Annotated in this window: 37 protein-coding genes; all 37 read right to left on the reverse strand. The window is 33.9% G+C overall.

From position 1 onward, the window contains the following. Nucleotides 1-57: 57 nt before the first annotated feature. Nucleotides 58-990, reverse strand: a complete 933-nt coding sequence (ctlX, locus tag KLA_RS00295) for a citrulline utilization hydrolase CtlX (RefSeq protein ID WP_034642765.1) — start codon at nt 988-990, stop codon at nt 58-60. Nucleotides 991-1,006: 16 nt separating this feature from the next. Next, nucleotides 1,007-1,918, reverse strand: coding sequence for a dimethylarginine dimethylaminohydrolase family protein (locus KLA_RS00300; RefSeq protein WP_034642768.1), 912 nt, complete (start codon nt 1,916-1,918; stop codon nt 1,007-1,009). Nucleotides 1,919-2,039: 121 nt separating this feature from the next. Further along, nucleotides 2,040-3,323 (reverse strand): citrate synthase, encoded by a 1,284-nt coding sequence (locus tag KLA_RS00305; RefSeq protein ID WP_013621741.1) that lies wholly within the window; start codon nt 3,321-3,323, stop codon nt 2,040-2,042. A 237-nt stretch (nt 3,324-3,560) separates the two neighbouring features. Next, nucleotides 3,561-4,853 (reverse strand): phosphopyruvate hydratase, encoded by a 1,293-nt coding sequence (gene eno / locus KLA_RS00310; protein ID WP_034642771.1) that lies wholly within the window; start codon nt 4,851-4,853, stop codon nt 3,561-3,563. Between the two features lie 130 nt (nt 4,854-4,983). Next, a complete protein-coding gene (carA, locus tag KLA_RS00315) occupies nt 4,984-6,096 on the reverse strand; it encodes a glutamine-hydrolyzing carbamoyl-phosphate synthase small subunit (RefSeq protein WP_034642773.1) in 1,113 nt (370 codons plus the stop codon). Nucleotides 6,097-6,204: 108 nt separating this feature from the next. Next, the gene (rplQ, locus tag KLA_RS00320) at nt 6,205-6,693 is read right to left on the reverse strand and encodes a 50S ribosomal protein L17 (protein ID WP_013621738.1); all 489 of its coding nucleotides are present in this window, start codon (nt 6,691-6,693) and stop codon (nt 6,205-6,207) included. A gap of 37 nt (nt 6,694-6,730) precedes the next feature. Further along, complete coding sequence (locus tag KLA_RS00325) at nt 6,731-7,723, reverse strand: DNA-directed RNA polymerase subunit alpha (RefSeq protein WP_013621737.1); 993 nt, start codon at nt 7,721-7,723, stop codon at nt 6,731-6,733. Nucleotides 7,724-7,739: 16 nt separating this feature from the next. Then, on the reverse strand, nt 7,740-8,345 hold the full coding sequence (gene rpsD / locus KLA_RS00330; protein ID WP_013621736.1) for a 30S ribosomal protein S4: 606 nt from the start codon (nt 8,343-8,345) through the stop codon (nt 7,740-7,742). 97 nt (nt 8,346-8,442) lie between these two features. Then, entirely contained in the window at nt 8,443-8,835 is a 393-nt protein-coding gene (rpsK, locus tag KLA_RS00335) for a 30S ribosomal protein S11 (protein WP_013621735.1), read from the reverse strand. Between the two features lie 99 nt (nt 8,836-8,934). Continuing rightward, the gene (rpsM, locus tag KLA_RS00340) at nt 8,935-9,309 is read right to left on the reverse strand and encodes a 30S ribosomal protein S13 (protein ID WP_013621734.1); all 375 of its coding nucleotides are present in this window, start codon (nt 9,307-9,309) and stop codon (nt 8,935-8,937) included. Nucleotides 9,310-9,311: 2 nt separating this feature from the next. Then, nucleotides 9,312-9,428, reverse strand: coding sequence for a type B 50S ribosomal protein L36 (gene ykgO, locus KLA_RS17780; protein WP_013621733.1), 117 nt, complete (start codon nt 9,426-9,428; stop codon nt 9,312-9,314). A gap of 1 nt (nt 9,429) precedes the next feature. After that, nucleotides 9,430-9,645 (reverse strand): translation initiation factor IF-1, encoded by a 216-nt coding sequence (gene infA, locus KLA_RS00345; protein ID WP_013305172.1) that lies wholly within the window; start codon nt 9,643-9,645, stop codon nt 9,430-9,432. Nucleotides 9,646-9,648: 3 nt separating this feature from the next. Next, nucleotides 9,649-10,992 carry a preprotein translocase subunit SecY gene (gene secY, locus KLA_RS00350; RefSeq protein WP_013621732.1) on the reverse strand — a complete coding sequence of 448 codons (1,344 nt, stop codon included), beginning with the start codon at nt 10,990-10,992 and terminating at the stop codon, nt 9,649-9,651. A 14-nt stretch (nt 10,993-11,006) separates the two neighbouring features. Beyond that, a complete protein-coding gene (gene rplO / locus KLA_RS00355; RefSeq protein ID WP_013621731.1) occupies nt 11,007-11,459 on the reverse strand; it encodes a 50S ribosomal protein L15 in 453 nt (150 codons plus the stop codon). Between the two features lie 16 nt (nt 11,460-11,475). Next, entirely contained in the window at nt 11,476-11,655 is a 180-nt protein-coding gene (rpmD, locus tag KLA_RS00360) for a 50S ribosomal protein L30 (protein WP_013621730.1), read from the reverse strand. 10 nt (nt 11,656-11,665) lie between these two features. Continuing rightward, complete coding sequence (rpsE, locus tag KLA_RS00365; protein WP_013621729.1) at nt 11,666-12,190, reverse strand: 30S ribosomal protein S5; 525 nt, start codon at nt 12,188-12,190, stop codon at nt 11,666-11,668. A 6-nt stretch (nt 12,191-12,196) separates the two neighbouring features. Beyond that, complete coding sequence (rplR, locus tag KLA_RS00370) at nt 12,197-12,550, reverse strand: 50S ribosomal protein L18 (protein WP_013621728.1); 354 nt, start codon at nt 12,548-12,550, stop codon at nt 12,197-12,199. 11 nt (nt 12,551-12,561) lie between these two features. Then, nucleotides 12,562-13,104, reverse strand: coding sequence for a 50S ribosomal protein L6 (gene rplF / locus KLA_RS00375; RefSeq protein WP_013621727.1), 543 nt, complete (start codon nt 13,102-13,104; stop codon nt 12,562-12,564). A 19-nt stretch (nt 13,105-13,123) separates the two neighbouring features. Next, complete coding sequence (gene rpsH / locus KLA_RS00380) at nt 13,124-13,522, reverse strand: 30S ribosomal protein S8 (RefSeq protein ID WP_013621726.1); 399 nt, start codon at nt 13,520-13,522, stop codon at nt 13,124-13,126. Nucleotides 13,523-13,597: 75 nt separating this feature from the next. Further along, nucleotides 13,598-13,867, reverse strand: coding sequence for a 30S ribosomal protein S14 (gene rpsN, locus KLA_RS00385; RefSeq protein WP_013621725.1), 270 nt, complete (start codon nt 13,865-13,867; stop codon nt 13,598-13,600). 1 nt (nt 13,868) lies between these two features. Continuing rightward, a complete protein-coding gene (gene rplE, locus KLA_RS00390) occupies nt 13,869-14,420 on the reverse strand; it encodes a 50S ribosomal protein L5 (RefSeq protein ID WP_013621724.1) in 552 nt (183 codons plus the stop codon). Nucleotides 14,421-14,422: 2 nt separating this feature from the next. Continuing rightward, nucleotides 14,423-14,737 carry a 50S ribosomal protein L24 gene (gene rplX, locus KLA_RS00395; protein WP_013621723.1) on the reverse strand — a complete coding sequence of 105 codons (315 nt, stop codon included), beginning with the start codon at nt 14,735-14,737 and terminating at the stop codon, nt 14,423-14,425. Between the two features lie 11 nt (nt 14,738-14,748). Then, entirely contained in the window at nt 14,749-15,117 is a 369-nt protein-coding gene (rplN, locus tag KLA_RS00400) for a 50S ribosomal protein L14 (RefSeq protein ID WP_034642780.1), read from the reverse strand. Nucleotide 15,118: 1 nt separating this feature from the next. Next, nucleotides 15,119-15,376: a 30S ribosomal protein S17 gene (rpsQ, locus tag KLA_RS00405; protein WP_013621721.1), complete on the reverse strand. Its 258-nt coding sequence runs from the start codon at nt 15,374-15,376 to the stop codon at nt 15,119-15,121. A 13-nt stretch (nt 15,377-15,389) separates the two neighbouring features. Next, nucleotides 15,390-15,581 carry a 50S ribosomal protein L29 gene (gene rpmC / locus KLA_RS00410; RefSeq protein ID WP_013621720.1) on the reverse strand — a complete coding sequence of 64 codons (192 nt, stop codon included), beginning with the start codon at nt 15,579-15,581 and terminating at the stop codon, nt 15,390-15,392. A gap of 18 nt (nt 15,582-15,599) precedes the next feature. Continuing rightward, nucleotides 15,600-16,019: a 50S ribosomal protein L16 gene (gene rplP / locus KLA_RS00415; protein WP_013621719.1), complete on the reverse strand. Its 420-nt coding sequence runs from the start codon at nt 16,017-16,019 to the stop codon at nt 15,600-15,602. Between the two features lie 20 nt (nt 16,020-16,039). Next, a complete protein-coding gene (gene rpsC / locus KLA_RS00420) occupies nt 16,040-16,756 on the reverse strand; it encodes a 30S ribosomal protein S3 (protein ID WP_013621718.1) in 717 nt (238 codons plus the stop codon). A 9-nt stretch (nt 16,757-16,765) separates the two neighbouring features. After that, a complete protein-coding gene (rplV, locus tag KLA_RS00425) occupies nt 16,766-17,173 on the reverse strand; it encodes a 50S ribosomal protein L22 (protein WP_013621717.1) in 408 nt (135 codons plus the stop codon). 3 nt (nt 17,174-17,176) lie between these two features. After that, nucleotides 17,177-17,455, reverse strand: a complete 279-nt coding sequence (rpsS, locus tag KLA_RS00430; RefSeq protein WP_013621716.1) for a 30S ribosomal protein S19 — start codon at nt 17,453-17,455, stop codon at nt 17,177-17,179. A 12-nt stretch (nt 17,456-17,467) separates the two neighbouring features. Further along, the gene (rplB, locus tag KLA_RS00435) at nt 17,468-18,292 is read right to left on the reverse strand and encodes a 50S ribosomal protein L2 (protein ID WP_013621715.1); all 825 of its coding nucleotides are present in this window, start codon (nt 18,290-18,292) and stop codon (nt 17,468-17,470) included. Between the two features lie 9 nt (nt 18,293-18,301). Further along, entirely contained in the window at nt 18,302-18,592 is a 291-nt protein-coding gene (rplW, locus tag KLA_RS00440; RefSeq protein ID WP_013621714.1) for a 50S ribosomal protein L23, read from the reverse strand. Between the two features lie 7 nt (nt 18,593-18,599). Continuing rightward, nucleotides 18,600-19,229: a 50S ribosomal protein L4 gene (gene rplD / locus KLA_RS00445; protein ID WP_034642784.1), complete on the reverse strand. Its 630-nt coding sequence runs from the start codon at nt 19,227-19,229 to the stop codon at nt 18,600-18,602. Continuing rightward, nucleotides 19,229-19,846, reverse strand: a complete 618-nt coding sequence (gene rplC, locus KLA_RS00450) for a 50S ribosomal protein L3 (RefSeq protein WP_013621712.1) — start codon at nt 19,844-19,846, stop codon at nt 19,229-19,231. Before rplC ends, rplD begins: the two co-directional genes overlap by 1 nt. Before the next feature lie 160 nt (nt 19,847-20,006). Then, nucleotides 20,007-20,312: a 30S ribosomal protein S10 gene (gene rpsJ / locus KLA_RS00455; RefSeq protein WP_013621711.1), complete on the reverse strand. Its 306-nt coding sequence runs from the start codon at nt 20,310-20,312 to the stop codon at nt 20,007-20,009. 10 nt (nt 20,313-20,322) lie between these two features. Beyond that, nucleotides 20,323-22,455: an elongation factor G gene (gene fusA / locus KLA_RS00460; RefSeq protein ID WP_013621710.1), complete on the reverse strand. Its 2,133-nt coding sequence runs from the start codon at nt 22,453-22,455 to the stop codon at nt 20,323-20,325. A 5-nt stretch (nt 22,456-22,460) separates the two neighbouring features. Next, nucleotides 22,461-22,937 carry a 30S ribosomal protein S7 gene (gene rpsG, locus KLA_RS00465; RefSeq protein WP_034642788.1) on the reverse strand — a complete coding sequence of 159 codons (477 nt, stop codon included), beginning with the start codon at nt 22,935-22,937 and terminating at the stop codon, nt 22,461-22,463. 26 nt (nt 22,938-22,963) lie between these two features. Continuing rightward, entirely contained in the window at nt 22,964-23,338 is a 375-nt protein-coding gene (rpsL, locus tag KLA_RS00470; RefSeq protein WP_013621708.1) for a 30S ribosomal protein S12, read from the reverse strand. Between the last annotated feature and the right edge of the window lie 17 nt (nt 23,339-23,355).

The following is a 23,355-nucleotide window of genomic DNA, read 5'->3' on the forward strand; positions in this document are numbered from 1 at the left end:
TAAATTGTATTTAAGCCTGTAAAATTACGGCTTTTATCTTTTTTTTAAAGATAGATTTTAGTTTGTTTTTGGTAAAAATACTTCTGCCATCATACATCTTGCGCTACCACCACCACAAGTTTCTATAGTTTCTAAAGAACTGTGTATAATTTCTGATGTTTTTTCTATGATAGAAATTTGAGCTTTTGTTAAGCTATTATATGCTGCAGAGCTCATTACCAAATAACGTTTATTGTCTTTACCTAAAACCTGAAGCATATTACCTGCAAAGGAATGCATTTGTTTTTCTGTAATAGCAATTACCTCTTTACCATCTTCTTTTAAATGTTTAACTACATTTTTACGCTCTTTTTTATCGTCTATAGTATCTAAACAAATTACAGAAAAATCTTCTGCCAGGCACATCATTACATTGGTATGGTAAATAGGCAAGCGTTTACCACCTACTGTTTGGTTTGCAGTAAAAACAACTGGTGTATACTCAAAATCTTCACAAAACTCTATAAATAAATCTTCATCTGCTCTTACAGATAATGCACAGTATGCTTTTTTATTTACCCTATCTAATAAAATACTACCTGTGCCTTCTAAATATAACTTTTCTTCCTCTGCACTAGTGTAATCTATAGTGTGGTCTATATTAAATCCCTTTTCTTCTAAAATATCTAAAATATCTTCTCTACGTTCATTTCTTCTGTTTTCTGCAAACATAGGATACAAGCCAACAGCACCGTTGCTATGAAAAGATATCCAATTGTTAGGGAAAATAGAATCTGGTGTATCTGGTTGCTTTGTATCATTTACAACAACAACATTTACTCCTTTTGCCTGTAAAGCATTCACAAAAGCATCAAACTCTTCTTGAGCTTTTGCATTTATTTCTGCATTTTTAATGTCAAGATCTTCTTGAAAATAATTATTTACAGCTGTTTGTTCGTTTTTACGAAAACCAACTGGTCTAATCATTAAAATTGTATTTGTAACCTGCATAGTACTATTATTTATATTATTCTCTTAAAAGTGGTAAAGTACTGCAACGCAATAACCCTTCTTGTTTAGATATTTCTGCATACGGAATTTCTTCAACCGTAAATCCTTGCTCTCTTAACCAATTATTTAATCTTGTAAAGTTTTTTTCTGATACAATTACTTCCTCTGATATAGAAAATACATTACTAAACATTTGATACATTTCATCACTAGTAATTTCAAAAATATTTTCTTTTCCAAAAAAGTTAACTAACCATTGGTATTCTTCTTCTACTAAAAAACCGTTTTTATGAAGTATTGCTTTATTTTTTCCTAATGGTTGAAAACAACAATCTAAATGCAATGCATTTTCTTTTGCGTTTGTAGATTTGCGCAACTCAAAAGATTTCACTGTTTTATTAGGAAAAAGTTTAGTAATCTGTTCTACTGCTAACTTATTTGTTCTGGCAGTTATGTGGTGCGAGTAATTTTCTGCTGTATAAGTACCAATAAAAATATGATTGTTCCATGGCATAACATCACCACCTTCTATATGTGCTTCCTCAGGAAGCTCTACAACCTTTTCTGGGTTAATTTGATCTACAATGTGTTGTATAGCCAAATACTCCTCTTCCCTGTCTGGTAATATATTGGCTCTAAAAAAAACATCGTCTATAACAAAAGCAATATCTCTAGAAAAAATCTGGTTACAATCTTTAAGTAGTTTAGGCCTTAATACTTCTACATTGTATTTTTTAAGAACAGCCTCAAAAGCATTCATTTCTGCTATCATATCTTCTTCCTTTGGATATGTACCTGCTAAAATATGCTCTAAAGACTTAGGATCATAAGCTTCCTCTGCTGTTGGAGTTGGCCCGCAACTTTGTGCTGTACCTAATACAACAGTTTTTAACCTAGAAGTTTCGTTTTTCACATTTATTCGACGCATAAACTAATTTTTATGCAAATATGAAACGAATTTTTCTAAATAAAAATAAGAATCCCTAAAATAATAAAAGCCTTTTTGAATTAACAAAAAGGCTTTTATTTATTGTATATATTGTAATAGACTATCTTTTGTTTACATCTACAAAAGATCTATGATTTTCACCAACATAAACCTGTCTTGGTCTACCAATTGGCTCATTATTTAATCTCATTTCTCTCCATTGAGCAATCCAGCCTGGTAATCTACCTAAAGCAAACATTACTGTAAACATTTCTGTAGGTATACCTAAAGCTCTGTAAATAATTCCTGAGTAGAAATCTACATTAGGGTATAATTTACGGTCTACAAAGTAAGGATCTTCTAAAGCTTCTTTTTCTAATCCTTTAGCAATATCTAAAATTGGATCATCAATACCTAAATCATTTAAAACTTCATCTGCTGCTACTTTAATAATCTTAGCTCTAGGGTCAAAGTTTTTATAAACTCTGTGTCCAAAGCCCATTAACCTAAACGGATCATTTTTATCTTTAGCTTTAGCCATATATTTTTTAGTGTCTCCACCATCTGCTTCAATAGCTTCTAACATTTCTAATACAGCTTGGTTAGCACCACCGTGTAATGGTCCCCAAAGAGCAGAAATACCTGCAGATAATGACGCAAATAAGCCTGCGTGAGAAGAACCTACAATTCTTACAGTAGATGTAGAACAGTTTTGCTCGTGATCTGCGTGTAAAATTAATAGCTTGTCTAATGCATCTATAACAATTTTATTAGACTTGTAATCTTCACTAGGTCTTTTAAACATCATTTTATGAATGTTTTCTACATAACCTAAAGAATCATCTCCATAATCTAACGGAAGACCTTTTTTCTTTCTTAATGTCCAAGCAACTAAAACAGGGAATTTAGCTAAAATTCTTACTATTGCGTGGTACATATCATTTTCTGAAGTAACATTTACAGAAGATGGGTTAAATGCTATTAAAGCACTTGTTAAAGATGATAACACGCCCATTGGGTGTGCAGACTTTGGAAAGCCATCTAAAATCTTTTTCATCTCCTCATCTACGTGAGACTCCTTTTTTATATCTGAATGAAATTTAGCTAACTGATCTGTGTTAGGTAATTCTCCAAAAATTAATAAATAAGCTACCTCTAAAAAGTCTGCTTTTTCAGCTAACTCTTCAATAGAATACCCACGGTACCTTAAAATACCTTTTTCACCATCTAAAAATGTAATAGCACTTTCACAAGAGCCTGTATTTTTATATCCTGGATCTATTGTAGTTAAACCGGTTGCAGAACGTAATGTTTTAATATCTATGGCCTGTTCTTTCTCTGTGCCTTCTACTATTGGAAAATCATATTTATTTCCCTTAAATTCTAAAGTAACTTTATCTGACATTGGTATAATTTACTAATATTATTAATCGAACTGTAAATTTAAGAAAAAGACAAGAGTTTATCAATTAGTTGCAGCTATTTATACATTTAATAACATATATTATTTAAAAAATATATAATGTAAATTAAGATACTATAAAAACAACCTAAAAAGTTACTTATATTATATTAATTTAACAAAAACAAGAAAGCCGCTCTTAAAAAGAGCGGCTTTTTATTATATAACTTTAAAGTTAAGTTATTTTATTTTAAATGCATCCATTTGTGGGTAATATGCAACAGTACCTAATTCTTCTTCTATACGTAATAATTGATTGTATTTTGCCATACGATCTGATCTAGAGGCAGAACCTGTTTTAATTTGGCCTGTATTTAATGCAACCGCTAAATCTGCAATTGTATTATCTTCAGTTTCTCCAGAACGGTGAGACATTACAGATGTATAGCCTGCATTTTTAGCCATTGTTACAGCTGCAATTGTTTCTGTAAGTGTTCCTATTTGGTTTACTTTAATTAAAATAGAGTTTGCAATGTTATTTTTAATACCCTTAGACAAGCGCTCTACGTTTGTAACAAACAAATCATCACCAACCAACTGTACTTTATCTCCAACTTTTTCTGTTAAAGACTTCCAGCCATCCCAGTCATTCTCATCCATACCATCTTCTATAGAAATTATTGGGTATTTAGCAGACAAATCTGCTAAGTATTGTGCTTGCTCTTCAGATGTTCTTACTACACCTTTATCTCCTTCAAACTTAGTATAATCATACTTACCATCCACAAAAAATTCTGCAGCAGCACAATCTAAAGCAATCATAATTTCATCACCCAATTTATAGCCAGCATTAGAAACAGCCTTAGCAATTGTATCTAAAGCATCTTCTGTACCACCTGCTAAATTTGGAGCAAAACCACCTTCATCACCAACTGCTGTACTTAATCCTCTATCATGTAAAACTTTCTTTAAATGATGAAAAATTTCTGTACCCATTTGCATTGCATGCGTAAAGCTTTTTGCTTTAACGGGCATTACCATAAATTCTTGAAAAGCAATAGGTGCATCTGAGTGAGAACCTCCATTTATAATATTCATCATTGGTACTGGCAAAGTATTTGCACTTACACCACCAACATATCTATATAAAGGCATACCCATTTCATTAGCAGCAGCTTTTGCAACAGCCAAAGAAACACCTAAAATAGCATTAGCTCCTAATTTAGATTTGTTTGGAGTACCATCTAAATCTATCATTGTTTGGTCTATTAAGTTTTGCTCAAAAACAGACATTCCAACAATTTCTTCTGCAATAGTAGTGTTTACATTAGCAACGGCATTAGAAACACCTTTACCCATAAAAATATCTCCACCATCTCTAAGCTCTACTGCTTCATGTTCTCCTGTAGAAGCTCCAGAAGGAACTGCGGCTCTACCTAAAACGCCATTTTCTGTATAAACATCTACTTCTACTGTAGGGTTACCTCTTGAATCTAATATTTGCCTTGCATGCACATTTATGATAATACTCATAGAATTTTTTATTTTTTAGGTTGATATAATCTAGTTGTAAAGATACAAAAGTGTAGCATTAACAGTGTTCTTTACACTATAACTATATCAATAATTAACTATAATTTAAACGAAAACGATATCGTATTATTTAGTTCTGACTGTTTTTTATTAATTCAAAAAAATTATCAAACAAATAATTAGAATCATTTGGTCCTGGGCTAGCTTCTGGATGATATTGAACAGAAAAAACATTCTTATTTTTCATTTTAATACCTGCTACGGTATTATCATTTAAATGTTTGTGTGTAATTTCTAATTCAGCATTAGCCTCTGTTTCTTCTCTATTAATAGCAAATCCGTGATTTTGAGATGTAATTTCTCCTTTACCTGTTGTTATATTCATTACAGGGTGGTTAATACCCCTATGACCATTATGCATTTTATAAGTAGAAACACCATTAGCCAAAGCAATAACTTGGTGCCCCAAACATATACCAAATAATGGGTTATTATTTGCTATAATATCTTTAGCTGTTTGTATAGCGTCTGTTAGTGGTTCTGGATCACCTGGCCCATTAGATATAAAATAACCATCAGGATTAAAAGAACTTAACTCATTATAAGATGCATTGTATGGATATACCTTAATGTATGCATCTCTTTTAGCTAGGTTACGAAGTATATTTTTCTTTATTCCTATATCTAAAGCTGCAATTTTATATTTAGCATTTTCGTCTCCATAAAAATAAGGCTCTTTAGTAGATACTTTAGAAGAAAGTTCTAAACCTTCCATACTAGGAACATTTGCCAATTGCTCTTTTAAACTTTCTATATTATCTACATCTGTAGAAATTACAGCATTCATTGCACCATTATCTCTAATATAACTAACTAAAGCTCTTGTATCTACATCAGAAATAGCAAAAAGGTTACTGTTATTTAAAAATTCTTGCAAACTAGCATTTGCATCAACTCTAGAATAATCATAACTAAAATTTTTACAAACAAGACCTGAGATTTTCACAGAGTTAGACTCTACTTCTTCTTCGTTTGTACCATAATTACCAATGTGTGCATTAGTAGTTACCATTATTTGTCCAAAATAAGATGGATCTGTAAAAATTTCTTGGTACCCTGTCATACCAGTATTAAAACAAACCTCACCAAATGCAGTACCTTCTGCATCACCAACAGCTTTTCCGTGAAAAATTGTACCGTCTGCTAATAAAATTAGCGCTTTTTTTCTTGCTTGATATTTCACCCTATAAAAATTTAATCCTTATTATTTTTACTTTACAAATTTAACATAAAAAAAAGGATAGACTATAAGCCTATCCTTTTTTGAATATTTAAAAATAAAATCATTATTTTATTCTTCTGAATCATCTGATTTTGTTTCTGCTACAGGCGCTACAGCCTTTTTGCTTCTACCTCTTCTAGATTTTTTCTTCTCTTTTGGTTTTCCAGCGTTGTAAACTTCATTAAAATCTACTAACTCTATTAAAGCCATATCAGCATTATCACCTAACCTGTTACCAAGTTTAATAATCCTTGTGTAACCACCTGGTCTGTCTCCTACTTTAGAAGAAACCTCACCAAATAAAGTTGTTACTGCATACTTATCTCTTAAGCTTTTAAAAACTATACGTCTGTTGTGAGTTCCTTTCTCAACAGATTTATTGTTTTCTGCCTTTGATTTAGTAATTAAAGGCTCTACAAATTGTTTTAAAGCTTTAGCTTTAGCAACAGTAGTGTTAATTCTTTTGTGCTCAATTAAAGAACAAGCCATATTTGCTAACATAGCTTTTCTATGCGCTGCTTTTCTTCCTAAATGATTAACTTTTTTACCGTGTCTCATTGTATTATCTTATATATCTCCTTTAATGGAAATAAAATTAATCTTTATCCAATTTATATTTTGACAAGTCCATTCCAAAACTTAATCCTTTATTAATCACTAACTCTTCTAATTCAGTTAATGATTTTTTACCGAAGTTTCTAAACTTCATAAGATCATTTTTGTTAAATGAAACTAAGTCTCCTAATGTATCTACTTCTGCTGCTTTTAAACAATTTAGTGCACGAACTGATAAATCCATATCTACTAATTTAGTTTTTAGCAACTGACGCATGTGTAATGATTCCTCATCATAAGTCTCAGTCTGAGCTATTTCATCTGCTTCTAGAGTAATACGCTCATCAGAGAATAACATGAAGTGATGAATTAAAACCTTTGCAGCTTCAGTTAAAGCATCTTTAGGATTTATTGATCCATCGCTACTGATTTCAAAAACTAGTTTTTCATAATCAGTTTTTTGTTCTACACGATAGTTCTCAATACTATATTTTACGTTTTTAATAGGCGTAAAAATAGAATCAATTGGAATAGTTCCTATAGCAGCACCAGGCTTTTTATTCTCTTCTGCTGGTACGTATCCTCTTCCTTTTTCAATAACAATTTCCATATTGATGCTTACTTTAGCATCCATATTACAAATTACTAAATCAGGATTTAATACTTGGTACCCAGAAATAAATTTCTGAAAATCACCCGCAGTTAACTGATTTTTACCACTTACAGAAATTGAAACTGTTTCAGCTTCAACATCTTCTATTTGTCTCTTAAAACGAACTTGTTTTAAGTTTAAAATCATTTCTGTAACGTCTTCAACAACACCAGGAATAACAGAGAACTCATGTTCTACTTTGTCCATTCTCACAGAAGTAATTGCAAAACCTTCTAATGCAGAAAGTAATACTCTTCTTAATGCGTTTCCAACAGTCAATCCATAACCAGGCTCTAAAGGACGAAATTCAAATTTCCCTTCAAAATCTGTAGAATCGATCATTATAACTTTATCGGGCTTCTGAAAATTTAATAATGCCATAGTTGAATTAGGTTGTTTATTTAGAGTATAACTCGACGATTAGTTGTTCCTTGATATTCTCTGGAATCTGAACTCTTTCTGGAATAGATACATATGTACCTTCCTTCTTTTCAGAATTCCAAGTAATCCACTCGTATACTCGACTGTTAGCAGCCAATGCATCTTGTATAGCAGATAATGATTTAGATTTTTCTCTAACACCTACAACATCTCCTGGCTTTAAAGAATAAGATGGTATGTTTACCAATTCTCCATTTACAGTAATGTGACGGTGAGAAACTAATTGTCTTGCCCCTCTTCTTGAGTTAGAAATACCCATTCTGTAAACAACGTTATCTAAACGAGATTCACATAACTGAAGTAAAACTTCACCAGTTACTCCTTTACTACTGTTTGCTTTTGCAAATAAGTTTCTAAATTGTTTTTCTAAAATTCCGTAAGAATATTTAGCTTTTTGCTTCTCCATTAATTGGATAGCATATTCAGATTTTTTACCACGACGTCTGTTGTTACCGTGTTGTCCTGGAGGATAATTCTTTTTCTCAAAAGACTTATCTTCTCCAAATATCGCTTCTCCGAATTTACGTGCGATCTTAGTTTTAGGTCCTGTATATCTTGCCATTTTCTAAAATTTTGAAAGTGAGATTATGAATTAAGGCTTATCCTTCGATAATCGTAATTACACTTTCTGTGAAATGCCCTTAGGGCTATTAATTTAATTAAACTCTTCTTCTTTTTGGAGGTCTACAACCGTTGTGTGGTAATGGAGTAACATCAATAATTTCAGTTACTTCAATTCCTGAGTTGTGAATTGCACGTATTGCAGATTCTCTACCGTTTCCAGGTCCTTTTACGTATACTTTAACTTTTCTTAGTCCTGCTTCATGTGCAACTTTTGCACAGTCCTCAGATGCTACTTGTGCAGCATAAGGTGTATTTTTCTTAGATCCTCTAAAGCCCATTTTACCGGCAGATGACCAAGAGATTACATCTCCTTTTTTGTTTGTTAAAGAAATAATAATGTTGTTAAAAGAAGCTGTTACGTGTGCTTCTCCAACAGATTCAACTATAACTTTACGTTTTTTAGCTGTTTTTGTATTTGACTTTGCCATATGATTTTAGTTTTTAGTTGTTAGTTGTTAGTATTAGAATCCTAAACTATTACATTTCAAACAGATTCAATCCAACTACTAAATACTAATGACTTTTAATTATTTAGTTGCTTTTTTCTTATTAGCAACAGTTTTTCTTTTACCTTTTCTAGTTCTAGAGTTGTTCTTAGTTCTTTGACCTCTTAAAGGTAAACCAGATCTATGACGAATTCCTCTGTAACATCCGATATCCATTAAACGCTTAATGCTTAATTGAATTTCTGAACGTAATTCACCTTCAATTGTAAACTCAGATACAGCATCACGAATACGACCTATTTCGTCATCATTCCAATCTGATACTTTAGTATCTTCACTAACTTGGGCTTTAGCTAAAATTTCTTTAGCTCTACTTCTACCTACACCAAATATATAGGTTAAAGCTATAACTCCTCTTTTCTGTTTTGGTATATCTACACCTGCAATTCTTGCCATAATTACCCTTGTCTTTGTTTAAATCTAGGATTCTTTTTATTAATTACGTACAACCGTCCTTTTCTGCGCACTATTTTGCACTCGGCACTTCTCTTTTTTATTGATGCTCTTACTTTCATCTTAATATCTATATGTAATTCTTGCTTTAGTCAAGTCATAAGGGCTCATTTCTAATTTAACCTTATCACCTGGTAATAATTTAATATAATGCATTCTCATCTTTCCAGATATATGCGCTGTTACCACGTGTCCGTTTTCTAACTCCACACGGAACATTGCATTTGATAATGCCTCAATTATAGATCCGTCTTGCTCTATCGCTGCTTGTTTAGCCATAACTTATGCTACTTTTCTATTTTTACCACTTTTCATTAAGCCATCATAATGTCTATTTAACAAATATGAATTTACTTGCTGAACTGTATCAATTGCCACACCTACCATAATTAGTAGTGATGTTCCACCATAAAACATTGCCCAATTTCCTTGAATTCCTAGCAGTTGAACAACAATAGCTGGTAAAACAGCCAGCAAAGCTAAGAAAATAGATCCGGGTAACGTAATTAATGACATAATTTTATCTAAAAAATCTGCAGTTTCTTTCCCAGGCCTTGTTCCTGGTACAAATCCACCACTTCTTTTTAAGTCATCTGCCATCTTATTTGTTGGTACAGTGATAGCAGTATAAAAATATGTGAATATTATAATTAGAAAAGCAAATAACAAATTATATGCTAATCCAAAGGGATCCTGAAAATTAACCTCAAACCATGAACCTATTGCAGAAGTATTAAAATACTTACCAATCATACCAGGCAAAAACATTAATGCTTGAGCAAATATTATTGGCATTACACCAGATGCATTTAATTTTAATGGAATATATTGTCTAGATCCAGTAATATTTTTCTCATAACCACCAGAAGCTGTTCTTCTAGCGTACTGAACAGGTATTTGACGAGTTGCCAAAACTATAAGCACAGATGCTAATATAACTAAGAACCATAAAATAACTTCTACAAGTATTAACATTGGACCACCAGTATTTTCTCCTGTTCTAGAAGCAACTTCTTGCATAAATGCCTGCGGCATTGTAGCAATAATACCAATCATAATTAATAATGAAATACCATTACCAATACCTTTATCAGTTATTTTTTCTCCTAACCACATTGCAAATACAGTACCAGTTACTAATATTATTACGGCTGGGATCATAAAATCTAATCCTTTACCTAATACAAAAGCACTATCTGGTACACCAAAAGCACCTAAACCTAACAAATAAGCAGGAGCCTGTACTATACATATAGCAATTGTTAACCATCTTGTAATTTGGTTAATTGTTTTTCTACCACTCTCACCTTCTTTTTGTAATTTTTGAAGGTAAGGGATAGCTATACCCATTAATTGCACTACAATAGATGCAGAAATATAAGGCATTATACCCAATGCAAAAACAGATGCCTTGGCAAAAGCCCCACCTGTAAATGCATTTAATAAACCAAATATACCTTGTTCTGTACCCGATTGTAAATTACCCAATTCCTGAGAGTCTATCCCTGGTAGTGCAATTTGAGCACCAAAACGGTATACTAATAGTAAAGTAAGCGTAATAATTATTCTGTTTCTTAACTCTTCTATTTTCCAAATATTGGATATGGTATCAAAAAATTTCTTCATCTTCTGTTTAGTGATTAAAGACTTATTGCTTCTCCTCCAGCAGCTTCAATAGCTTGCTTAGCAGATGCAGTAAATTTGTGAGCAGAAATCTTAAGTGAAGCTTTTAACTCACCACCACCTAAAATCTTAACCAAATCATTTTTCCTTACTAATCTATTCTCTACTAGAGTTTCAAAAGTAACTACATCTTTTATAGCTCCTTTTTCAACCAACCCTTGTAGTTTGTCAAGATTAATACCTTGGTATTCTTTTCTATTAATGTTTGTGAAACCAAACTTAGGCACACGTCTTTGCAACGGCATCTGTCCACCTTCAAAACCAATCTTCTTAGAGTAACCAGATCTAGATTTAGCACCTTTGTGCCCTCTAGTAGCAGTACCACCTTTACCAGAACCTTGTCCTCTACCTACGATTTTACCTGCCTTATTAACAGCACCTTCTGCAGGTGTTAAATTACTTAAATTCATCTTGATAAATTTATAATTAAGCTTCTTCAGTAGAAACTAAATGTTCAACTTTATTTACCATACCAAGGATATTTGGCGTAGCCTCATGCTCAACAACTTGACCAATTTTTCTAAGCCCAAGAGCCTCTAAGGTTCTTTTCTGTCTTTGAGTCTGTTTAATATTACTCTTAACTTGCTTTACTTTAATCTTTCCCATTGTATCCTATTTATCCTTTAAATACTTTTTCTAAAGATACTCCTCTTTGATCTGCAATTGTTTTTGCATCCCTAATTTGTAATAAAGCATCAAAAGTTGCTTTTACTACGTTATGAGGGTTAGAAGATCCTTGTGATTTTGATAATACATCATGCACACCAACTGCTTCTAATACAGCTCTTAAAGCTCCACCAGCAATCACACCTGTACCGTGAGATGCAGGCTGAATGTATACACGTGCTCCACCAAATTTACCTTTTTGCTCGTGAGGTATAGTTCCTTTGATTAGAGGGATTCTAATTAAATTCTTTTTTGCGTCTTCAACAGCTTTTGCTATAGCAGTAGCAACATCTTTAGATTTTCCTAAACCGTGTCCTACAACACCATTTTCATCTCCTACAACAACTATAGCAGAAAAACCAAAAGCTCTACCACCTTTTGTTACCTTAGTAACTCTTTGTACACCAACCAGACGATCTTTTAAATCTAATCCTCCTGGTTTAACTGTTTCTACGTTTTTATATTTTTGGTACATAATATATTAGAATTTAAGTCCGCCTTCTCTAGCACCTTCTGCTAATGATTTAATTCTTCCGTGGTATAAGTTTCCACCTCTATCAAAAGCAATAGTCTCTATACCAGCTTTTAAAGCCTTTTCAGCAATAGCTTTACCAACTTGGTTTGCTATTTCTATTTTAGTTCCTTTTGCATCTAGCTCTTTATCTCTTGATGAAGCAGCAACTAAAGTAGTTCCTGCATTATCATCAATAATTTGAGCATAAATTTCTTTATTACTTCTAAATACAGCTAATCTTGGTCTAGTTGCAGTTCCAAATGAAACTTTTCTAATCCTTCTCTTGATTCTGTATCTTCTTTCAGTCTTTGATAATCCCATATTGCTAATTATTAAGCTGATTTACCTGCTTTTCTTCTTAATATTTCTCCAACAAACTTAATACCTTTTCCTTTGTATGGCTCTGGCTTACGGAAAGCTCTTATTTTTGCCGCTACTTGACCTACTAATTGCTTGTCAAAAGATGTTAATTTTACAATTGGATTCTTTCCTTTCTCAGAAACTGTTTCCACTTTTACTTCTGGAGCTATGTCCAGAACTATATTGTGTGAAAAACCAACAGCCAAATCTAATTTTTGTCCTTGGTGGCTAGCTCTATAACCTACACCAACCAATTCTAATTCTTTAGTCCAACCTTTAGAAACCCCTTCAATCATATTAAAAAATAAAGCTCTGTACAAACCGTGCTTAGCTTTATCACTCTTATGTTCTGAATTTCTCGTTACAATGATTGATCCTTCTTCTATTTTTACTGAAATTCCTGAAAACTCTTGAGTTAATTCACCCAATTTACCTTTCATAGTAACTACATTATCGTTAACCTCTACGGTTACACCCTCAGGAATTGTTACTGGATTATTACCTATTCTAGACATTATTCTTATTCTTTATAGATTAATAAACGTAGCATAAAACTTCACCACCAACTTTTTCTAACTTAGCTTGCTTGCTAGTCATAACTCCATGAGAAGTAGAAACTATAGCGATACCTAAACCGTTAAGTACTCTTGGCAAGTCTGAAGAACCAGCATACTTACGTAAACCTGGCTTACTTACTCGTTGTATTTTTTTAATTACAGGCTCTTTAGTTGCTTTATTGTATTTCAAAGCAATTTTAATTGTACCCTGTACTGCGTCTTCAATGACTTTATAACTTAAAATATATCCTTGATCAAATAATATTTTAGTTATTTCTGTTTTTAGATTTGAAGCAGGAATCTCTACCACTCTGTGACCTGCACGACTGGCATTTCTAACTCTTGTTAAATAATCTGCTATAGGATCTGTTACCATTTAAAATAATTTGCGGTGACGGTTTTTAACTTTTTTTGTTAAACCTGAAACCAATTTATATTGATTGTTTATTGTTTACCAACTTGCTTTTTTAACCCCTGGGATTAAACCATTGTTAGCCATTTCTCTAAAAGTTACCCTAGAAATACCAAAAGTTCTCATATAACCTTTTGGTCTTCCTGTTAACTTACATCTGTTATGCATACGAACAGGTGAAGCATTTTTTGGTAATTTTTGTAATGCTTCATAATCTCCAGCTTCTTTTAAAGCTTTTCTTTTCTCAGCATATTTTGCAACTGTTGCCGCTCTTTTTCTTTCGCGGGCCTTCATTGATTCTTTAGCCATACTAATTCTTTTTAAAAGGTAATCCTAAATGAGTTAATAATGATTTAGCTTCTTTATCAGTCTCAGCAGTAGTTACAAATGTAATATCCATACCATTGATTCTATTAATCTTATCAATGTTTATTTCTGGAAATATAATTTGCTCTGTAATACCTAAGTTATAGTTTCCACGACCATCAAAACCTGTAGCCTTAATACCTTGAAAATCTCTAACACGTGGCAACGCACTTGTAATTAACCTATCTAAAAACTCATACATTCTCTCACCTCTTAACGTAACTTTAGCACCAATTGGCATCCCTTTACGTAATTTAAATGAAGCAACATCTTTTTTAGACATTGTAGAAACTGCTTTTTGACCAGTGATAAGTGTTAACTCATCAATAGCGTGATCTATAAGCTTTTTATCTGCAACTGCAGCACCAATACCTCTACTTAAAACTATTTTAGTAAGTTTTGGCACCTGCATAACGTTTTTGTACTCAAACTCTTCTGTAAGAGATGAAACAATACGCTCTTTATATTCTTGTTTTAATCTTGGAGTGTAAGTCATAATTAAATTACTTCATTAGATTTTTTAGAAAATCTCACTTTCTTACCATCTCTTACTTCATAACCAACTCTTGTAGTTTCTCCTGATTTAGGATCAATTAAAGATAGGTTAGAAATGTGTAATGGAGCTTCCTTTTTAACGATTCCTCCTTGAGGATTGTTTGCGCTAGGCTTTTCATGCTTAGATACCATATTAGCACCTTCAACAATTGCCTTATTTTTTTCACGGTCTACACTAACAACTTTACCTTCTGTACCTTTATGGTCTCCAGCTATAATTCTTACTGTATCTCCTGTTTTAATTTTTAACTTCATCATTTTTCTGAATATTAAAGTACCTCAGGGGCTAATGAAACAATCTTCATGAATTGCTTATCACGAAGCTCTCTTGCAACAGGTCCAAAAACACGCGTACCTCTCATTTCACCCGTTGGGTTTAATAATACACACGCATTATCATCAAAACGAATGTAAGATCCATCTTGTCTTCTTACTTCTTTCTTTGTTCTTACAACCACTGCAGTTGAAACAGCACCTTTTTTGATACCTCCGTTTGGAGTAGCATCTTTAACAGACACTACTATTTTATCTCCAACAGATGCATATCTTCTTTTTGTACCGCCCAATACACGTATAGTCAAAACTTCTTTTGCCCCTGTATTGTCTGCCACTTTTAGTCTAGATTCTTGCTGTAACATATTATTTAGCTCTTTCTAAAATTTCCACCAATCTCCAACACTTAGTTCTACTCAATGGACGAGTCTCCATTATTTTTACTGTATCACCAATATTGCAATCGTTTGTTTCGTCGTGCGCAACATATTTCTTTGTTTTTAACACGAACTTACCGTACATAGGGTGCTTAACACGCTTAACTTCTGAAACCACAATTGATTTCTCCATTTTGTTGCTAGTAACAACTCCTACTCTCTCTTTTCTTAAATTTCTTTTTTCCATAAAGCAGAACCAATTATTGGTTATCCCTTTTAGTTAATTCAGTTGCTAGTCTAGCCACCGTTCTTCTCGTCTTTCTGATTTGAAGTGGATTCTCCAAAGGTGTAACAGAATGTGCTAATTTTAAATCGCCATACTGTTTTTTGTACTCAGCTAATTTATTTTTTAAATCTTCAACTGATAATTCTTTTACTTCTGATTGTTTCATGATTCCTTAAATTATAAATTAAGCTGAATAATCTCTAGCAACAATAAATTTAGTCTTTACCGGTAATTTTTGAGCTGCAAGACGTAAAGCCTCTTTAGCGATGTCCATAGGAACACCTGCAATCTCAAACATAATTCTACCTGGTTTCACAACAGCAACAAAATATTCTGGAGCACCCTTACCTTTACCCATACGTACTTCTAATGGCTTTTTAGTAATAGGCTTGTCCGGAAATATTTTTATCCATAACTGTCCTTCCCTCTTCATATATCTAGTAGCAGCAATACGAGCCGCCTCTATCTGACGTGAAGTAATAAACTTAGAATCTAAAGATTTTATACCGAACATACCGTTAGAAAGCTGATGCCCTCTTTGCGAAAGTCCTTTCATACGGCCTTTCTGCGCTTTACGAAATTTGGTTCTTTTTGGTTGTAACATTTCTCTATCTCTTTAAATAATTACTTTCTACGACGTTGTTTCTTAGGCCCTTCATTTCTTCCACCTTTGCCCTGTCCTTTAGACATACCAACTAATGGAGAAAGTTCTCTTTTACCATAAACCTCGCCTTTCATAATCCACACTTTTATACCTAATCTACCATAAGTAGTATGTGCTTCATTTAATGCATAGTCTATATCTGCTCTAAAAGTAGACAATGGAATTCTACCATCTTTGTAAGCTTCAGAACGCGCCATCTCAGCACCGTTTAATCTTCCAGAGATTTGAATTTTTATACCTTCTGCATTCATTCTCATTGCTGCAGCAATTGCCATTTTTATAGCTCTTCTATAAGAAATTCTATTTTCAATTTGACGAGCAACACTAGCAGCTACAAGATTTGCATCTACTTCTGGTCTCTTAATTTCAAAAATATTAATCTGAACTTCTTTACTAGTAATCTTCTTAAGCTCCTCTTTTAACTTATCTACTTCCTGCCCACCTTTACCGATAATAATTCCAGGTCTAGCAGTAGTAATAGTTACAGTTACAAGCTTTAAAGTACGCTCTATAATAACCCTAGAAACACTAGCTTTTGCTAAACGAGCATGAACATACTTACGTATTTTATCATCCTCTGCTAATTTATCTCCATAATCATTTCCACCATACCAGTTAGATTCCCAACCCCTGATGATACCTAGACGATTCCCGATTGGATTTGTTTTTTGTCCCATAGTAATGTCTTAGCTTTGAGTTTTATTGTTAGATTCTAAAACCAATGTTACGTGGTTAGAACGTTTTCTAATTCTATGTGCTCTTCCTTGTGGCGCAGGTCTTAACCTTTTTAACATTGCCCCACTATCTACTCTTATTTCTTTAACAATAAGATCAGCTTCTTCAATATCAGCATCTTCATTTTTAGACTGCCAGTTAGCTATAGCAGAAAGCAATAACTTTTCTACTCTTCTTGAAGCTTCTTTTTGACTAAACTTTAATATAGCCAAAGCTTTTTCTACCTGTACACCTCTAATTAAATCTGCAACAAGACGCATTTTTCTTGGCGAAGTTGGACAGTTGTTCAACTTTGCAAAAGCAATCTTTTTCTTTTCAGCCTTAATTCTTTCGGCCATCTGTTTTTTACGAACTCCCATAGCTTACTTTTTTCCTTTGTTCTTCGCACCAGCATGACCTCTAAAAGATCTAGTTGGTGAAAATTCTCCTAATTTATGCCCTACCATATTCTCTGTTACATAAACAGGAACAAATTGTCTACCGTTGTGTACTGCTATAGTTTGACCAACAAAATCAGGAGTAATCATAGAAGCTCTAGACCAAGTCTTAATAACCGCTTTTTTACCCGACTCAACATTTTGTTGAACTTTTTTCTCTAAACTATAATGAACGTAAGGTCCTTTCTTTAGTGAACGTGCCATTTTTTTCTAATTTTATTTCTTTCTACGTTCTAATATATATCTATTTGTATCCTTAGTTTTAGAACGAGTTCTAAATCCTTTAGCAGGAATACCATTTCTTGATCTTGGATGACCACCTGAAGCTCTACCTTCACCACCACCCATTGGATGATCTACAGGGTTCATTGCTACTGGTCTTGTTCTTGGTCTTCTACCCAACCATCTACTTCTACCCGCTTTACCAGATACAAGTAATTGGTGATCAGAATTTGATACCGCTCCTATCGTAGCCATACAACCCGCTAAAACTAATCTAGTCTCACCAGATGGCAACTTAACAGTTACAAATTTTCCATCCTTTGCCATTAACTGAGCAAAAGTACCCGCACTCCTAGCCATTACAGCTCCTTGTCCAGGACGTAGTTCTATACAAGAAATAATTGTTCCTAAAGGAATAGCACTTAATGGTAAAGCATTCCCTATCTCTGGCGAAGCAGATTCACCAGAAGAAATCTTCTGACCTACTTCTAAACCGTTTTGAGCAACAACATATCTCTTTTCACCATCAGTATACTCTACTAATGCAATAAAAGCTGTTCTATTTGGATCGTACTGAATAGATTCTACAGTCGCAACAACACCTTGTTTGTCACGCTTAAAATCAACTACACGATACCTTCTCTTATGACCTCCACCTTTTTGGCGCATTGTCATTTTCCCCTGACTGTTTCTACCTCCAGACTTTTTTAACGGAGCAAGTAAACTTTTCTCCGGCTTATCAGTAGTAATCGCGTCAAATCCGTTTACTACTCTAAATCGCTGTCCTGGAGTGATTGGTTTTAATTTTCTAACTGACATTCTTTGTCTTTATAGATTATTATAAAAATCAATTATATCTCCTTCTACCACGTCAATAATAGCCTTCTTATAACTATTAGTTTTTCCGTGCTGCACACCTGTCTTAGTGTGACGTGTTTTACGCTTTGGTCCGTAAATCATTGTTCGAACATCTTTTACCGTAACCCCATAAGCCTGCTCTACAGCATCCTTAATCTGGATTTTATTGGCATTTAAATCCACAACGAAACCATAACGATTATATAACTCGCTATCAGCGGTCATTTTTTCCGTAATTATTGGCTTAATTAATACACTCATTGCTTTTCTATTTGTTTAAGTTCGATACAATTCCCTCTAATGCACTCTCACATAACACTACACTTGAAGCATTAAGTATTTTATAAGTGCTTAATTCTGAGTTAATTACAACTTCGGAACGCTTTAAATTGCGCGATGACAAATATACATTATTATTTGAATCACCCAACACAATTAAAGATTTTTTATTTTCAATACCTAAAGACTTAAGAACTTGTGTAAATTCTTTCGTTTTTGGAGCATCAAAATTAAAGTCTTCAACTACTAAAATTGCCTTCTCATTTTGTTTAATACTAAAAGCAGATTTTCTCGCTAAACGCTTAACGTTTTTATTTAATTTCTGCTTGTAATCTTTAGGACGAGGACCAAAAATACGACCACCACCTCTAAAAACTGGAGACTTAATACTACCCGCACGAGCAGTACCTGTTCCCTTTTGCTTCTTTATTTTTCTTGTACTACCAGCAATCTCAGCTCTTTCCTTTGACTTGTGGTTTCCTTGCCTCTGATGCGCTAAATACTGCTTAACATCTAAATATACAGCATGCTTATTAGGCTCTATTGCGAATACCGAATCAGAAAGGTCTACCTTTCTACCCGTATCTTTTCCTTTACTATCTAAAACTGCTACTTTCATTACTTCTGAATAGTTACGTAAGCGTTTTTATGACCAGGAACACAACCTTTTACTACTAAAAGATTTTTTTCTGGAACTACTTTATAAACTCTAAGGTTTTGAACAGTGACTCTTTCACCACCCATTCTACCTGCCATCTTCATACCCTTAAATACTCTTGCAGGATAAGAAGCAGCACCAATAGAACCAGGAGCTCTTAATCTGTTATGCTGACCATGCGTAGCCTGACCAACACCACCAAAGCCATGTCTTTTAACAACACCTTGAAAACCTTTACCTTTAGATGTACCAACTACATCTACAAATTCACCTTCTACAAATTGATCAACACCTACAGTGTCACCTAATTTGTACTCACCTTCAAAATCTTGGAATTCAACGACTTTTTTCTTAGGAGAAGTACCTGCCTTTTTAAAATGACCCATTTGAGCCTTATTAGCACGCTTTTCTGCCTTGTCATCGAAACCAAGTTGAAGGGCATTATACCCGTCAACCTCTTCGGTTCTGACTTGGGTAACAACACATGGTCCAGCTTCGATTACTGTACATGGAATATTTTTTCCATTTTCATCAAAGATGCTGGTCATGCCAATCTTTCTTCCAATTAACCCAGACATATTTATTAATTATTAATTATTAATTACTTGTTTACTACTTAACTTTTTGACAAAAAAACAGGGTCAAAAATAACTCAACCCTGAATTTATTTTTTCCGTCTTTCCATCGCGAAACGCTCAGGACATGTCATCCACTTCATCCAGAAGCAGACAGAGATACTTAAACTTTAATCTCTACCTCTACACCACTTGGCAACTCTAACTTCATTAGAGCATCAATAGTTTTAGAAGAAGAACTATAAATATCCAATAATCTTTTATAAGAACTTAACTGAAATTGCTCTCTAGATTTTTTGTTTACGTGCGGTGAACGCAATACCGTAAATATTTTCTTGTGAGTTGGTAACGGAATTGGACCCGTAATAACCGCTCCAGTAGTCTTAACCGTCTTTACAATTTTCTCAGCAGACTTATCCACTAAATTGTGATCGTAAGATTTTAATTTTATTCTAATTTTTTGACTCATTTTACTAAATTTAAGCGGTTGCTCCTTTTGCTGCTTTTATTACTTCTTCAGATATATTAGATGGAGTTTCTGCATAATGAGAAAATTCCATTGTAGATGTTGCTCTACCAGAAGATAATGTTCTTAATGAAGTTACATAACCAAACATTTCAGATAATGGAACTTCAGCTTTAACAACCTTAGAACCAGCTCTATCATCCATACTACTAATTACACCTCTTCTTCTATTTAAATCACCTACAATATCACCCATATTTTCCTCTGGAGTTAACACCTCCATTTTCATAATAGGCTCCATTATAACAGCACCAGCAGCTTTACCAGCAGCTTTATAACCCATTTTAGCAGCTAACTCAAAAGATAATGCATCAGAATCCACTGGGTGGAAAGATCCATCTTTTAGAACTATTCTCATAGTATCCATTTCATAACCAGCTAAAGGACCATTCTTCATAGCGATTTCAAATCCTTTTTGCACAGCAGGTATAAATTCTTTTGGAATACGACCACCTTTAATCTCATCAACAAACTGAAGACCTTCACCTTCGAAATCAGAATCCACAGGACCCATTTCAAAAACAATATCACCAAACTTACCACGACCACCAGATTGTTTTTTATACGTCTCTCTATGGTTAGCAGTTTTTGTTAACGCTTCTTTATATTCTACCTGAGGCTCACCTTGATTAACCTCAACTTTAAATTCACGCTTTAAACGATCAACAATAATATCTAAGTGAAGCTCACCCATACCAGATATAATTGTTTGACCAGAAGCCTCATCCGTTCTTACTGTAAATGTTGGATCTTCTTCTGCAAGCTTTCCTAAAGCCATGCCTAACTTATCAACATCAGCTTTAGTCTTAGGCTCAACAGCTATACCAATTACTGGATCTGGGAAATCCATACTTTCCAATACAATAGGATTTTTTTCATCAGACATAGTATCACCAGTCTTAATATCCTTAAATCCTACAGCCGCACCAATATCTCCTGCTTCGATATAATCAATAGCATTTTGCTTATTTGAGTGCATTTGGTAAATACGAGAAATACGTTCTTTTTTTCCAGATCTATTATTTAAAATATAAGAACCTGCATCTAAACGACCAGAATAAGCTCTAAAAAAGGCTAAACGACCAACAAAAGGATCTGTAGCAATTTTAAACGCTAATGCAGCAAATGGCTCCTTAGCATCCGGCTTACGCGTAACAGATTCACCAGTATCTGGATCCGTACCCACAATATCATCCTTATCCACCGGAGAAGGTAAATATCTACATACAGCATCTAATAAAAACTGTACTCCTTTATTTTTAAATGAAGAACCACAAACCATAGGAATAATTGCTCTATCCATAACAGCAGCTCTTAAAGCAGCATGAACTTCCTCCTCTGAGATTGAATCTTCATCCTCAAAAAATTTCTCCATTAACTCCTCATCATATTCAGCCACAGCCTCTATTAAAGCAGCTCTATACTGCTTCACTTCAGCTTTCATCTCCTCAGGAATATCAACAACATCAAAAGTTGCCCCAAAGTTCTCATCATGCCAAACAATAGCTCTATTCTTTGCTAAATCAACAATACCTCTAAAATCAGCCTCATCACCAATTGGCAATACAATAGGAACTGCATTAGAACCTAACATTGTTTTTACCTGACCACAAACCTTTAAGAAGTTAGAACCTTGACGATCCATTTTATTAACAAAACCAATACGCGGAACCTTATAGTTATCAGCTAATCTCCAGTTAGTTTCTGACTGAGGCTCAACACCATCAACAGCACTAAATAAGAAAACTAAACCATCTAAAACACGTAAAGATCTATTTACCTCAACAGTAAAATCTACGTGACCCGGAGTATCAATAATATTAAAGTGATAATCTTTAGTCTCTGGTAATGGCTTTGCATTTTCCATTGGAAACTGCCAAGTACAAGTAGTTGCAGCAGAAGTAATTGTAATACCTCTTTCCTGCTCCTGCTCCATCCAATCCATAGTAGCAGCACCATCATGCACTTCTCCTATTTTATGACTAACACCCGTATAAAATAAAATACGTTCAGTTGTTGTTGTTTTACCAGCATCAATATGAGCTGCAATACCTATATTCCTTGTATATCTTAAATCTCTTCCCATTACTATTAGAATCTAAAATGTGAGAATGCTTTGTTTGCTTCAGCCATCTTATGAGTATCTACTCTCTTTTTAACAGCAGCACCTTCCTCTTTAGCAGCAGCTAAGATTTCAGCAGCTAACTTCTGAGCCATTGATTTTTCATTTCTCTTACGAGAATAACTAATCAACCACTTCATAGCTGTAGATATTTTACGATCTGGTCTAATCTGCATTGGTATTTGAAATGTAGCACCACCAACTCTACGACTACGCACTTCTACGTGAGGCATAACATTAGATAACGCTTCCTTCCATAATTCCAAAGCCGACTTTTCCTCGTCAGTATTTTTTTCACCTACAATTGCAATTGCATCATAGAACACCTTAAAGGCTACAGATTTTTTACCATCCCACATCATCATATTAACGAAACGCGTCACTAATTGATCATTAAATTTTGGATCCGGTAAAAGAGGCCTTTTTTTCGCCTGTTTTTTTCTCATTTCTTCTCTTTAAAAGTGTTAGTTAATTACTTCTTAGGGCGTTTAGCTCCATACTTAGACCTACGCTGAGTTCTTCCAGCAACACCTGCTGTATCCAAAGCACCTCTAACGATGTGATATCTAACACCTGGTAAATCTTTTACTCTTCCGCCTCTTACTAATACTATCGAGTGCTCTTGTAAATTGTGACCCTCACCCGGGATGTAAGCATTTACTTCTTTTCCATTTGTTAACCTAACCCTTGCAACTTTACGCATTGCAGAGTTTGGTTTCTTTGGAGTAGTTGTGTAAACACGCGTACAAACCCCTCTTCTTTGAGGACACGAATCCAAAGCAGCCGATTTACTCTTCTTAGTAATTGAGACCCTTCCTTTTCGTACTAATTGTGAAATTGTTGGCATACTATATTTATATGTAT

It is taken from the genome of Cellulophaga geojensis KL-A (assembly GCF_000568425.1).
Taxonomy (GTDB): Bacteria; Bacteroidota; Bacteroidia; order Flavobacteriales; family Flavobacteriaceae; genus Cellulophaga; species Cellulophaga lytica.